The organism is Thioalkalivibrio sp. ALJ2 (assembly GCF_000378325.1).
Classification (GTDB): domain Bacteria; phylum Pseudomonadota; class Gammaproteobacteria; order Ectothiorhodospirales; family Ectothiorhodospiraceae; genus Thioalkalivibrio.
Map to the genome: position 1 here is coordinate 270,916 of NZ_KB899554.1, position 12,884 is coordinate 283,799.

The 12,884-nt window shown below is 69.6% G+C and carries 13 protein-coding genes and 1 pseudogene; 5 read left to right on the plus strand and 9 right to left on the minus strand.

Annotated elements, in window-relative coordinates; translation table 11 throughout:
- Nucleotides 1–31: 31 nt before the first annotated feature.
- Nucleotides 32–667: an orotate phosphoribosyltransferase gene (pyrE, locus tag F468_RS0101220; RefSeq protein ID WP_018139800.1), complete on the plus strand. Its 636-nt coding sequence runs from the start codon at nt 32–34 to the stop codon at nt 665–667.
- Between the two features lie 5 nt (nt 668–672).
- Here pyrE and F468_RS0101225 read toward each other — a convergent pair whose 3' ends face one another.
- The 3 genes from F468_RS0101225 to F468_RS0101235 form a co-directional block, all read right to left on the minus strand.
- Nucleotides 673–1,689, minus strand: coding sequence for a LysM domain-containing protein (locus F468_RS0101225; protein ID WP_038048847.1), 1,017 nt, complete (start codon nt 1,687–1,689; stop codon nt 673–675).
- Between the two features lie 2 nt (nt 1,690–1,691).
- Nucleotides 1,692–2,522, minus strand: a complete 831-nt coding sequence (locus F468_RS0101230) for a PP2C family serine/threonine-protein phosphatase (RefSeq protein WP_018139802.1) — start codon at nt 2,520–2,522, stop codon at nt 1,692–1,694.
- A gap of 72 nt (nt 2,523–2,594) precedes the next feature.
- Nucleotides 2,595–3,545, minus strand: coding sequence for a PDC sensor domain-containing protein (locus tag F468_RS0101235; protein ID WP_018139803.1), 951 nt, complete (start codon nt 3,543–3,545; stop codon nt 2,595–2,597).
- 136 nt (nt 3,546–3,681) lie between these two features.
- Here F468_RS0101235 and F468_RS0101240 point away from each other — a divergent pair, with 136 nt between their 5' ends.
- The gene (locus F468_RS0101240) at nt 3,682–4,185 is read left to right on the plus strand and encodes a GNAT family N-acetyltransferase (RefSeq protein WP_018175104.1); all 504 of its coding nucleotides are present in this window, start codon (nt 3,682–3,684) and stop codon (nt 4,183–4,185) included.
- Between the two features lie 18 nt (nt 4,186–4,203).
- On the opposite strand, the gene F468_RS0101245 is transcribed toward F468_RS0101240, so the two are convergent.
- From F468_RS0101245 to F468_RS0101270, 6 genes and pseudogenes are all read right to left on the minus strand, one after another.
- On the minus strand, nt 4,204–4,416 hold the full coding sequence (locus tag F468_RS0101245) for a hypothetical protein (RefSeq protein ID WP_018175105.1): 213 nt from the start codon (nt 4,414–4,416) through the stop codon (nt 4,204–4,206).
- A gap of 141 nt (nt 4,417–4,557) precedes the next feature.
- Nucleotides 4,558–5,620, minus strand: a pseudogene (locus tag F468_RS13700) (AIR synthase related protein).
- Entirely contained in the window at nt 5,617–6,705 is a 1,089-nt protein-coding gene (gene hypD / locus F468_RS0101255; protein ID WP_018994469.1) for a hydrogenase formation protein HypD, read from the minus strand. The pseudogene F468_RS13700 and the gene hypD overlap by 4 nt, the downstream one beginning before the upstream one ends.
- Complete coding sequence (locus tag F468_RS0101260) at nt 6,702–6,956, minus strand: HypC/HybG/HupF family hydrogenase formation chaperone (RefSeq protein ID WP_018175108.1); 255 nt, start codon at nt 6,954–6,956, stop codon at nt 6,702–6,704. The genes hypD and F468_RS0101260 overlap by 4 nt, the downstream gene beginning before the upstream one ends.
- 3 nt (nt 6,957–6,959) lie before the next feature.
- A complete protein-coding gene (hypF, locus tag F468_RS0101265; protein WP_018994470.1) occupies nt 6,960–9,275 on the minus strand; it encodes a carbamoyltransferase HypF in 2,316 nt (771 codons plus the stop codon).
- Nucleotides 9,272–9,532 (minus strand): hydrogenase maturation nickel metallochaperone HypA, encoded by a 261-nt coding sequence (locus F468_RS0101270; RefSeq protein WP_018139810.1) that lies wholly within the window; start codon nt 9,530–9,532, stop codon nt 9,272–9,274. Before F468_RS0101270 ends, hypF begins: the two co-directional genes overlap by 4 nt.
- 331 nt (nt 9,533–9,863) lie before the next feature.
- Here F468_RS0101270 and F468_RS0101275 point away from each other — a divergent pair, with 331 nt between their 5' ends.
- From F468_RS0101275 to gdhA, 3 genes are all read left to right on the plus strand, one after another.
- Nucleotides 9,864–10,181, plus strand: a complete 318-nt coding sequence (locus tag F468_RS0101275) for a hypothetical protein (protein WP_018994471.1) — start codon at nt 9,864–9,866, stop codon at nt 10,179–10,181.
- Nucleotides 10,182–10,390: 209 nt separating this feature from the next.
- Nucleotides 10,391–11,293 carry a DMT family transporter gene (locus F468_RS0101280; protein WP_018139812.1) on the plus strand — a complete coding sequence of 301 codons (903 nt, stop codon included), beginning with the start codon at nt 10,391–10,393 and terminating at the stop codon, nt 11,291–11,293.
- A 175-nt stretch (nt 11,294–11,468) separates the two neighbouring features.
- Nucleotides 11,469–12,818, plus strand: a complete 1,350-nt coding sequence (gene gdhA / locus F468_RS0101285) for an NADP-specific glutamate dehydrogenase (RefSeq protein ID WP_018175114.1) — start codon at nt 11,469–11,471, stop codon at nt 12,816–12,818.
- The last annotated feature ends 66 nt before the right edge of the window (nt 12,819–12,884 follow it).

The following is a 12,884-nucleotide window of genomic DNA, read 5'->3' on the forward strand; positions in this document are numbered from 1 at the left end:
GAATACGGCGTTTTCCGACCGGAGCCCCACGATGACCGCCCATGCCTTTCTCGACTATGCCCTGGAACGCGATGTCCTGCGCTTTGGCGAGTTCACACTGAAGTCGGGGCGGGTAAGCCCGTATTTCTTCAATGCCGGCCTGTTCAACCGCGGCTCCGATCTCGTACGCCTGGGCGAGTTCTATGCACAGGCGATCGTCGATTCCGGCGTCTCCTTCGACCTGGTCTTTGGTCCGGCGTACAAGGGCATCCCGCTGGCTGCGGCCGTCACCGAGGCGCTGTACCGCGACCACGAGATGGACCGGCCCTGGGCCTTCAACCGCAAGGAGGCCAAGGACCATGGCGAGGGCGGCAACATTGTGGGGGCACCGCTGGCTGGGCGTGTGCTGATTGTGGACGACGTGATCACCGCCGGCACTGCCATCCGCGAATCGGTGGAGCTGATCCGCGCGGCGGGCGCCACGCCGGTGGCGGTGGCCATTGCCCTGGATCGCGAAGAGCGCGGCCGCGGCGAGCGTTCGGCAATCCAGGAGGTCGAGGACGAGTTGGGCCTGGAGGTCGTGCGCGTGGCTCGGCTGGGGGACCTGGTGCAGATGCTGGAGCAGACCGGCCGCGCCCCTGAGCACCTCGAGGCCCTGCGCGCCTACCGCGCCGAATACGGGGTCTGACCGGCTCAGGAAGCGCCTTCTTCCGAGCGTCCCAGACGCTCCAGGCGGCGCTGCAGTTCCAGAGCCCGCAAGCGGTATCCGCGTGCGGCCTCGAATTCGGGGTCGAGCTCCAGCGCCTTGTCCCACAGGGCAATCGCCTCGTCCAGGTCCTGGTTGCGATAACGCTGGATGGCGGCCGAATGCAGCTCGTCCTTGCGCTGTTCGCGCAGTTCCTCGCGCGCCTCCCGGGCCTTGGCGCGCCCGGAGTCGGCCTCCAACGCCCGGTCGTAGGCGGCCAGCGCGGCCTCGGGGTCACCCGCATCCCGCGCCGCGTGCCCGTGCCGCTCCCAGTAGCGGCCGTCCACCGTGCGTTCCAGCTCGTCGAGTCGTTGCCCCCGAAGGCCATTGCCGGCCTGTGCACGCGCCTGTCGCACCCCGTCGCGCGCCTCTTCGTAACGCCCCGCCTCCAGGTCGGCCTCGATCGCGCGCAGGTAGGCCTCTTCGTCGTCCTGTCCGCCCAGGGCGGTCAGCTGGTCTTCGAGTCCCTCCGCATTGGCGGCCGGTACCTCGCGCGCGGCGCTCTGCGGTATGCGCAGGCGCTGGCCGGCCAGTAGCCGCGACGGGCGCTCGATGTCGTTGTAACGCGCGAGGATCAGGAAGCGGTTGGCATCGCCCAGGTACTGCCGGGCCAGCTGGCCCAGTGTCTCGCCCGGCTCGACAGTGTGCGTGAAGTAGGCCGAGCCCAGTTCCTCGCGCGGGTCCGCATCCAGCTGCGCGCGCAGGCTGCGCGCGACCCGGTGCCCGGGCTCGCCCTTCAGGAATCGGTCCAGCGCCGGGTCCGCCCGTTCGATGTCCCCTTCCTGCAGGGCCTCGATGATCTCCGCGATGGTCAGGTCTTCCGCCGCCACGGGGCCTTCTGCAGCGGCCTCTTCGGACACCTCGGGCGCCTCGGTGGCCGGTTCATCTCCTTCGACTCCCAGCATTGCACAGCCGGTCAGCAGGGCGACGAGGGGCAATGCTGCCCCGACAGCAAGACGCGTCATGTTCAGTCCAGAGGCCAGAAGAGGATTGCAAGGACGGCGAGCAGGAGCAGGGCCCCCAGCAGTAGCGGCCGGATGGCGGCACGCAGGTGGCGCCGAGCCGGGGTGGTCATGGCCTGTGCACGCCAGGCGGCGATGGCCACATTGTCGCCATGCACGCCGCCGCGCTGTGCCGCGCGGGCGGCCGTCTGCGTACAGGCGGCCTGAAGATCCGGCTGACTCATCCATTGAGCACTTTCCTCGGGGTCCAGCTGTTCCCAGTACCCATCGGAGCACAGCAGGAAGCGGCTATCGGGCGTTAGCGAGGCCTCGCCATGTTTCACCCGGATCGGATCGACCACGCCCAGGGCCTGCAGGAGCTGGTTCTGTTCCGGGTGGGTTGCCATGTCTTCTTCGCGGATCTCGCCGGCATCCGCCAGCGCCTGCACCCGCGTGTGGTCCCGCGTGCGGGCGATCAGGCGCTCCCCCTCGAAGTGATACAGACGGCTGTCGCCGCAGTGGGCCCACCAGGCCCGCTCCGGCCCGACATACAGCGCCACCAGCGTGGTCCCGGATTGTTCGCCGGGTGCCGCGCCGGGGTTGTGCAGGGCGGCCTGGGCCTCGCGAAAGAGGCGCTCCAGGAGTGCCGCCGGGTCCTCCGGGCGACCGTCGCAGTCGTGCCACAGGCGCTCGGCGGTGGCGATGGCCATCCGGGCTGCTTGAGCGCCGTCCGCGTGCCCGCCCATGCCGTCCGCGACGACCAGCAACGCGCACCGGGTATTCGGGCAGGTCCATACACCGGCTGCGTCCTGCTGCTCGCGCCGCCCGCCGATTTCCTTGGCTACCGCGGTCTCCATCCCCTGTCCCCGCACCTGGCTCCGAGACCATCATGGCCCAGGCGACGGGTCGCTGTCAGCGCGCGAGGGCGTTTACCCGGTGGCGCCGATCCAGAAGTCGATGGAGCGGCCGAGGAAGTCGTCCCAGGTCATGTAGTGGGAGCCGTCGCAGGAGAAAGTCAGGCTGACCATGCCGTTGAACAGGTTCACCGAGGCCGAGCGCAGGTAGATGGTCTCGTCGGCAAAGCGCAGGGCCTTGAGCCCTTCGAGCACGCGGCCCACGGACTCTTTCGGGATCAGCGCTTCCTCCGGGTAAGGCTCGTGGGGAAAGGCGAGGCAGACATCGGGGTCGGCCAGGGATTCATGGGTCAGGATGCGGTAGCGGTAGGGGTCCTCCGTAGTCCAGAGCGTCGCCCGCGAGCTGGAGAAGTGGAACACGCCCTGGAATACGCCGCGCTCGGTGAACAGCTCTTCCAGGATGGCCAGCGCGGTGTCGATGTGCTGGTCCATCAGGCTCTCGGTGCGGCTCTGCAGGAACAGGGTGCCGCGGATGGACGGGTCGCCCTTGATCTGGCGCCACTCGTTCGGTTCCTCGTAGAGATCCTCCGACAGATCCGGCAGGTTGCGCAGGTCGAAATCCGCGCCGAGGAACCCGAGAGCCGTGCCGTTCTCGTCGCGCACCAGCTGTAGCGAGGTGAGCGAAGGGCGGCGTCCGAGCAGGCTGATGTAGGCCTCCGACAGCAGGAAGCCCTCGGCTGGCACCGCCTCCTTCATGTAGGGGCGCTGCGAGCGGTCGCGACCGAAGTGCTCCGGCAGCACGCCGCTGCGCGAGATGTTGTCGGATAGCTGGATGCCCTCGGTGTTCAGGGCATAGACAAACGTGGCTTCCGGGATCTGCCGGATCGCCTCTTCCAGGATCGAATCCAGTGCCTCGCGTCGCGGCCAGGCCTTGCTTATACGGGCTGCGATTTCGGCCAGCGGCTCCTGTAGCCGGGCTTCCAGATATTCGCGCTGGTGCTCGATGGCTTTTTTCAGTTCCGTCATGGTGCGCTGTCGTCTCTTTTCGGTGCGGCGTGATTATCTCTGATCGAACATGTCGCTGTCGTGAAGCCCTCGGCATGGGGCACTCCTGACCCCTCTCGTGGTCCCAGCAGGAACCGTGCCGAATAAGGGGTGTCCGATGGCCGCCAGCGTTGTCCAGAGTTCGGGCCTGCGCCCCGCCTGCCGTGAGGACCTGGGGGCGATCAATCAGCTGGTCGCCGAGGCGATCGAGGACTGGCCCTTGCCGGAGCGGGTACGCCGGCTGGCACTGCCGGCCTATCGCTACACCGAGGCCGATCTGATGTTCCTGGACGCCGTCGTGCGGGAGGAGGCCGGACAGGTGGTCGGTGTGGCGACCTGGGAATCGGTAGGTGCCCGCGACCTGCCCGAGGGCGTGACGGCGGGTCTGTTGCTGCACGGCCTGTACGTGGCCCGCACCGCCCGTGGTACGGGTGTCGGACGGCAACTGGTAGTGGCCTGCCAGGAGGCCGCCCGCGCTGCGGATGTAGACGGGGTGCTGGTCAAGGCGCAGACGTCGGCGGCCGGCTTTTTCGCCCGGGTCGGCTTCCAGTCGGTGCCGGTACGCGATCGGGACCGGGACTTCGAGCAGCGCTACTGGTGGCCGCTCGAAGCCGGCGCATGAACGCGCGGGGCGCCTGGATCAGTCCTGGCGGTTGTCACGGCTTCGGCGGCGCAGCCACCAGCCGACAATGCCCCCGCCGACCATAGCGAGCAACACCAGTCCTGCCACATGTTCCGGGGCGCTCAGGTAGTGCAGCAGAGAGAAGCCGTCGCCATGGCCGTGCCCCGGGTGGGCGAGGGCGGGGCTGCTGGCGAGCGCGAGGAATGCGGGAATCAACGGGCGCATCGACATCGTGGGTTTCTCCTGACTGAACCGTGAGTTTCACCATAACGTCCGGCGGGCGCCGCCGTCATGCCCGTCATCCCGTGTCTCTGTCAGACTCCATCGGGCCCGTGTCTCTGTCAGACTCCATCGGGCGGTTTCAGTGGTCCCTCAGCAGATGCGGGGCAACTGCTCGCCGGCTGGCAGGATCACCCGGCGTTCCACGCCGGTCGCGAGGCGTCGGATGACCGCGGGCTCGCCCGCCTCGGCCTGGCCGATGGCGACGGCACCGGCCGTCTCCGGTCGTGATCGCAGTACGCTCAGGGCGTGTTCGGCCGTGGGTTCCGGCACGGCGGCCAGGAAGCGGCCCTCCGAGGCGCTGTGCAGCGGGTCCAGCCCGAGGATCTCGCAGGCCCCGCGCACGTCCTCGCGCACCGGGATGGCTGCGTCGTCCAGCACCAGGCGGCAGCCGGAGGCGTCCGCCAGTTCCTGCAGCGCAGCCACTGTGCCGCCGCGGGTGGGGTCGCGCAGGGCATGCACGGGCACGTCGGCTGCCAGCAGCGCGGCCACTGCCCCGGCGACCGGGGCGCTGTCGCTGGGGATCGGCGGCTGCCAGCAGCGCGGCCACTGCCCCGGCGACCGGGGCGCTGTCGCTGGGGATCGGCGGGTCCAGCCCTAGATCCTCGCGCGCGGCCAGGATGGCGACGCCATGCCGGCCCAGATCGCCGCTGGCCAGCAGCACGTCTCCCGGCCGTATCGCATCCGGTGCGATCCGCACCCCCTCCGGCACGACGCCCACGCCGCTGGTGTTGAGATAGGCCCCGTCGCCGCGTCCGGCCTCGACTACCTTGGTGTCGCCGGCCACCACCTGCACACCACATTCTTCGGCAGCCGCGCTTACGGAGGCGAGGATGCGCCGCAGATCCTCCACTGGGAGCCCCTCCTCGAGGACCAGGCCCAGCATCAGCCACAAAGGCCGTGCGCCGGCCATTGCCAGGTCGTTGACCGTGCCGTGTACCGCGAGGCGGCCGATGTTGCCGCCGGGGAAGAACAGCGGCCGCACCACGAAGCTGTCGGTGGTCAGGGCCAGGCGTCCGTCCGGTGCATCGAGCACGGCGGCATCGGGGGCGCCGCGGGCCGGGGTGCCCAGCGCCGGCAGGATCACCTCGTCCAGCAACTTCGACTGCAGCCGGCCGCCGCCCCCATGCGCGAGGCGGACCACCTCCGTGGTCATGCCCCGCCCCGGTAGTGCAGATAGGCGGCGCAGGCCCCTTCGGAGGACACCATCGGTGCGCCCAGCGGGGTGTCCGGGGTGCACTCGCGGCCGAAGGCGGGGCAGTCGGTCGGCCGACGCAGCCCGCGCAGGACCTCGCCAGCAATGCAGGGGCCGTCCTCGTCGGTCGCGGGGGAGGCGATCCCGAAACGCGCGACGGCATCGAAGCCGGCGTAGGCCGGACGCAGGCCCAGCCCGCTGGTGGGCAGGCGGCCCATGCCGCGCCACTCGCGTTCCACCGGCTCGAATACGCGGGCGACCGCATCGCGGGCGGCCGCGTTGCCGTCATCGCGGGCGGCCCGGTCGTAGCGGTTCTCGACCCGGGCCTCGTCGCGTTCCAGCTGTTCCACGCAGGCCCGGATCCCGGCCAGCAGGTCCACCGGCTCGAAGCCCGTCACCACGATGGGCACCCGGAAACGTTCGGCCATCGCCTGATAGGCCGCGGCCCCCTCCACGGTGCAGACATGCCCGGCGGCCAGAAAGCCCTGGATGCGGTGGGCCGGGTCCGTCAGCAGGGCCTCCATCGCCGGCGGCACCAGCGAGTGCGAGACCAGCAGCGACAGGTTGGACAGCCCCAGGGCCTCGGCCTGCAGTACCGTGATCGCGGCGGCCGGGGCGGTGGTCTCGAAGCCCACCGCCAGCAGCACCACCTCGCGCTGCGGGTGTTCGCGCGCCAGGGCGACCGCATCCAGCGGCGAGTAGATCACGCGCACGTCCCCGCCGGCCGCGCGCGCGGCGTTCAGGTCGCCCAGCGCACCGGGCACGCGCAGCATGTCGCCGAAGGTGCACAGCATCACCTCCCGGCGGCGGGTCAGCAGTACGGCCTGGTCCAGGGTCTCGGTCGGGGTCACGCAGACCGGGCAGCCGGGCCCGTGGAGCAGCTCGACCGAGCCCGCCAGCAGGTCGTCCAGCCCGTGGCGCAGGATCGCGTGGGTCTGGCCGCCGCAGACCTCCATCAGCGTCCAGCGCCGGGTGCAGGCCGCGCGGATCGCCTCCGCCTGCTGCAGGATCAGCGCCGGGTCGCGGTATTCGTCCAGGTGCCTCACGGGCCCTCCGGGGTGGGCGGCTCGTGTTCGGGGATCGCGCGCAGCGCCGCCAGGGTGCGTTCGGCCGCGGCCTCGTCGATGGTGGCGATCGCGATGCCGGCATGCACCAGCACGTAGTCGCCGGGCCCGGCCTCCGGGGTGCAGGCGAGCGACACCGTGCGCGCCACGCCACCGAAGCGGACCCGCGCCTGGCGGAACAGCGGGTCGTCGCCCTCTACCGCGTCGATAAGGCCGGGGATCGCAAGGCACATGGGTCAGTCTCCTCCTTCCGGTCGGGCCGGGTGTGCGGCGCGGCGCGCGACCACCGCCTGGCCCAGCGCCAGTCCGCCATCGTTGGGCGGAACGGCCTGTGGCCACAGCGGGCGAAAGCCGGCGTCGCGCAGGGCCGCCACGCAGCATTGCAGCAGATGCCGATTCTGGAAGCATCCGCCGGTCAATGCCACGGTCTCGCGCCCGCCCACCCGGGCGGCGGCGACCGCGAACCGCGCCAGCGCGACATGCAGCCGGGCGGCGATCGCCTCAGGGTGGGCACCGGCCGCCTGCGCGGCCAGCAGGGCGGCGATCAGCGGGCCCCAGTCCGCCTGCCAGGGCATCGCGTTATCCAGCACCAGATCCGGGGCATCCGCTGCTCTCGGTGAGGCCTCCGCCGCCTGCTGCACGAGCATCGCGGCCTGCCCCTCGAAGCCGGCACCGGTGCGCAGCCCGGTCAGGGCCGCCACCGCATCGAACAGCCGCCCGACGCTGCTGGTCCAGGGCGCATTGACCCCGCGATCCAGGGCGCGGAGCAGGGGTGCCCACTCGGCATCGCTAAACAGCGCCCGGACCGGGCTGGCCGCCAGGGCCGCCGTATCGCCCGCGAAGTGCGCATGCAGCAGCCCGAGCAGCGCGCGTCGCGGCTCGCGGATCGCGGCCTCGCTCCCCGGCAGGCGGAACGGGCGCAGGTGACCCAGACGCTGCCAGTCGCCATCGGCGCCCACGGTCAGGCACTCGCCCCCCCAGAGCGTCCCGTCGGCACCCAGCCCCGCGCCGTCCCAGACCAGCGCCAGGGCCGGGTCCTGTACCCCGTGCTCGGCCAGACAGGCCACGGCATGGGCGTGGTGGTGCTGCACGGGGAAGACCGGCGCGCCCGAGCGCTCTGCCAGTGCCGTGGAGGCATAGTCCGGGTGCCGGTCGCAGGCGATGCGTTCGATCTGCGCGCCGCAGAGCCCGGCCAGCGCGCGGGCCTCGCTGTCGAGGCGGCGCAGGGCCGCATCGCTGTCGAGGTCGCCGACATGGGCGCCGACCACGGCCTCGCGGTCCAGGGCCAGCGCCGGTGCCGCCTTCAGGTGGCCGCCCAGCGCCAGCGTGACCGGGCCGGGCTGCGGCAGCGGGATGCGCAGGGGCAGGGCTCCCCGTCCCAGGCGCAGACACTGCGGCTGTCCGGCCGCGAACTGGAACACGCTGTCGTCCAGCGGCCGCGCAATGGGCCGGTTATGGTCGAGGATGGCATCCGCGATCCCGCCCAGCCGGGCCACCGCCTCCTCGCCGTCGATACAAAGCGGTTCGCCGCTGCGGTTGCCGGAGGTGCAGACCAGCGGGGTGCCCAGCGCGTACAGCAGTAGGTGGTGCAAAGGTGTGGCTGCCCGCATCAGGCCGAGGCGATTCAGCCCCGGGGCGATGTTCCCGGCCAGTGGCGCGCCCGGCTCGCGATCCACCAGCACGATCGGGGACTCCGGGCTGTCCAGCAGTGCCCGTTCCGCAGCGCATACATGGGCCAGACGCCCCAGCCAGTCGCCGTCCGGCAGCAGCACCGCCAGCGGCTTTTCCGGGCGTTGCTTGAGCGCGCGCAGGCGGGCGATGGCCTCTTCGCGGGTGGCGTCCGCCAGCAACTGGAACCCGCCTGGGCCCTTCAGAGCCAGGATCTGCCCCGCACGCAGGGCCGCCACAGCGGCATCCAGTGCCGCATCACCGGTGACCTGTTCGGCGCCGTCCGGCCCGCGCAGCACGAGCCGGGGTCCGCAGTCCGGGCAGGCCATCGCCTCGGCATGGAAGCGCCGATCCCCGGGGTTCTCGAACTCCGCCCGACAGGCCGGGCATAGCGGGAAGTCAGCCAGGGTGGTGTGGACACGATCCCAGGGCAGCGCGGTCGTGATGCTCCAGCGCGGGCCGCAGGCAGTGCAGGCGATGAACGGATAGCGGTAGCGCCGCGATCCCGGATCGCGGATCTCGGCCAGGCAGTCAGGGCAGGGGGCACGGTCCGGGGCCAGGGCGGGGGCACCGCCCCGGTTCGGCCCCGCGGTGACCCGGAAACTGGCCGCGCCAGTCGGGATTACGGGGCTGACAGAGATGCCATCGATCCGCGCGGCCACCGGCGCCTCCTGCACCAGTGCCGTACGAAACGCATCCAGGCTGGCCGCGTCCCCCTCGGCCTCGATCACCACGCCCGCGGGCGTGTTGCCGACCGTCCCGGTCAGCGCCAGGCGTTTTGCCAGCGCCGCGACGAATGGCCGGAATCCCACGCCCTGCACCCGGCCGGTGACGACCAGGCGCCAGTGCTCCCGCGCCGGGGTGCGTGTCGTGGCCGTGTTCACGCCACGTCCAGGCTCCGCAGCAGGATCTGTTGCGCCTCGGGGTGGGTCTCGTCATCCGAGGTCTCCACCTCCAGCTCGGCGCCCTCGGCCAGCGTGCCGCGGGTGCCATCCTCGAAGTGCTCGCGGAAGTGCTCCGGCGTGATGTGCGACAGCGCGCCCAGCCACACCCGCACCCGGGTCACCCGCTCGGCGTTATTGTCCGCCGCCACATGCTCGATCTTGCGCATCAGGTCGGCCATCAACGAAAACTCGTGCATCTCGACTCCTTGGGAAACACGGATTAATGGACACACTCGCGCTCGAGTCGCTTTTGCGTGCGAACAAGGCGCGGTGACTGCTGTGCAGTCATTCTGCACAAGGGAACCGCAACAGTGTGTCCATTAATCAGTGTTTCCCTTGGGTTCGGTGCGCCAGCGCAGTCGGTGTCAACCTCAAGCTTCCTCCAACCCGGGGGTGCGCTCAACCGCACAGGCGCGGATGTTTTCCGGGACTGAATTTTCGCTGTCCCGTATGGCGTCTCTGGTGCGCCTGCCCGTCGTGCGCGAGGCTGTGCATCCAGGTCACAGACCCCTTCCGCCGGAGACGCCCATGCACATCCACCTCGATACCCCGGACCTGATGACCCGCGTGCGCCTCGAATCCCGCTGGCGCTCGGCCGGGGCCACGGTCACCAGTGGCGATGGGGCCGAGCGCCCCGATCTGGTGGTGGTCGACCTGGCGACCCGCGACGTGGACACCGTGGCCAACTGGCGCGAACGCTGTCCCGATGCCTCCATCCTGGCCTTTGGCCCCCACGTCGAAGGCGCGATGCTGAAGGCCGCGCGCCAGGCGGGAGCCGACGCGGTCGTGGTGAGAGGCAAGGTCGCCGACCGCGTGAGCCAGCGGATCGACGAAGCCATGTCGTAGCCGCCTCATGCCCCGCCAGCAGAGCAGCCAAAGGCCTGGCAGGGTACCGTGGTTCTGGACGCGCCCTTCAGGGCACGTATCCTGCTGGGGCTCCAAGCGGGATGCCGGCGCCTTCCCAGCCAGCGGACGGGCAGGTTGCCCGAGAACCTCGGCCTTGTTCCGTCCCCGATGACGGCCCGTTGCATACAACGAAACAAAGGGAGCTATTGATGGGCCTGGGTGTGGGACTGGTGGTGCTGGCGGCCTTCTTCTGGGGGCTGTCCGGCGGGATTGGCGGCATCCTCATGGCCGAGGGATGGGATGCCTTTGTGGTCTCGTTCTACCGCGGGGCCATTGGTCTCTTGTTTGTGCTGGTGTGGCTGGCCTGGCGCCCGGGTGGCAGCGGGCTGGGGAGTGGCCGGATGTGGTTCTGGTCGGCCGTGGCCGGTCTGGGCGTGGCCGGTAACTTCGCGTTCTACTTTCTCAGCATCGCGCATGGCAGTGTGGCGGTTGCCGCCACGCTGATGTACTGCGCCCCGGTGTTTGTCTACATCATCTCTTTCGCTCTGAAGCTGGAAACCCCCACCACGCTCAAGCTGGTGGCCATCGCGATGGTCATGGTCGGCATCGTCCTGCTCACCCAGATCTACGACACCGGAGCCGGCGGCGTGACGCTCATCGGTGCCGGTGCCGGCCTGCTGGCGGGCCTGTCCTACGCGATCTTCATTTTTGGCTTCAAGTACGCGGGCCAGCATGGCAGCCCGCAGGCGATCCTTACGATTGCCTTCGGCGTGCTGGTGATCCTGCTGATGCTGCCGGGCGACAACACGCAGATGGCCGCAGTCCTGACTACCACGGACTGGCCGCTGTTCGCCGCGCTGGGCGTGTTTGGAGCGGGCCTGTCGTTCGCGTTCTACATCAACGGGCTCCGGACGACCGCGCCCGCCGTGGCCTCTATCGTGGCGATGATCGAGCCGGTCACCGCCACGCTGTTCGGGGTCGTGATCCTGCACGAAAGCCTGGCAATCGTTCAGATCATCGGGATGGCCCTCATCCTCGTCACGGTCACCGCCCTCAGCGTCTCCTCCCGCGCGACCCCGCCCGCGCCCGAACGGGACCGCGTCTCGGAGTGAGTCCGCTTCCGCGCCCCACGGGCGCCTCCAGGGTTCCCGCAGACGCCCATCGGCCCGAGAGTCGGTCAAGCGGGTGGCGCGACAGCCGCGCAGCCCCGGCATGGGGCGGTCGGGATTGTTTTCCTGCTGCTCCGCGCCTAAATTCGCGTGAATCTGACCATCAGGATACGACCCAATGAACGGAAGTCTCGACGAGAAGCTTGAACCCATTTATCAGGAAGTCCTGCACCGCAACCCGGGCGAGACGGAGTTCCACCAGTCGGTACACGGCGTGCTGGATACGCTGGGCCCGGTCCTGGTGAAGTACCCGGAATTCGCCGAGCTGAAGATCATTCAGCGGATCTGCGAGCCCGAGCGCCAGATCATCTTTCGTGTCCCCTGGCAGGACGACCGCGGCGAGCTGCACATCAATCGTGCGTTCCGCGTGCAGTTCAACAGTGCCCTGGGGCCGTACAAGGGAGGCATTCGTTTTCACCCGTCGGTATACCTGGGGATCATCAAGTTTCTGGGCTTCTCGCAGGTGTTCAAGAATGCCCTGTCCGGACTGCCGATTGGTGGCGGCAAGGGTGGCAGCGACTTCGATCCCAAGGGCCGCTCCGACGCGGAGATCATGCGCTTTTGTCAGAGCCTGATGACCGAGATGTACCGCCACCTGGGCGAATACACAGACGTCCCCGCGGGCGACATCGGTGTGGGCCAGCGCGAGGTTGGCTACATGTTCGGGCAGTACAAGCGCCTGACCAACCGCTTCGAGTCCGGCGTATTCACCGGCAAGGGTCTGGACTGGGGCGGCAGCCGTGCTCGCACCGAGGCCACCGGCTACGGGGCCGTATTCTTCACCGAGGACATGCTCAAGGCCCGCAATGACTCGCTGGACGGCAAACGCATGGTGATCTCCGGGGCCGGCAACGTGGCCATCTATGCGACCCAGAAGGCCCAGCAACTGGGCGCCCGGGTGGTTGCCTGTTCCGACTCGCGTGGGGTGCTGCTCGATGAGAACGGTCTGGACCTGGAGCTGGTCCGCCAGATCAAGGAACGCGAGCGTGGCCCGATCAGTGCTTATGCCGAGCGCAAGAAGAGCGCGAAGTACACCGAGAACGGCTGTATCTGGGATATCCCCTGCGAAGTGGCCCTGCCCTGTGCCACGCAGAACGAACTGACCGGCAAGAATGCCAAGACGCTGGTCGAGAACGGCTGCATTGCGGTGGCCGAGGGCGCCAACATGCCGGTCACGCCGGAGGGCATCCAGACCTTCCGCGAGGCCGGAATCGCCTTCGGGCCCGGCAAGGCGGCCAACGCCGGCGGTGTGGCCACCAGCGCCCTGGAGATGCAGCAAAACGCCAGCCGGGATTCCTGGACCTTCGAACACACCGAGGCCCGCCTGCAGGAGATCATGTCCAACATCCACCGGACCTGCCACGAGACGGCCGAGGAGTACGGCGCACCCGGCAACTACACGGTGGGTGCCAACATCGCCGGTTTCGTCAAGGTGGCGCGCGCCATGGAGGCGCTGGGTCACATCTGAGCCAGGGAATGCCAGTACCGCCCGGGGCTTCACGCCGCGGAGTCCTGGTGCGGTCGTGAGGGGTGC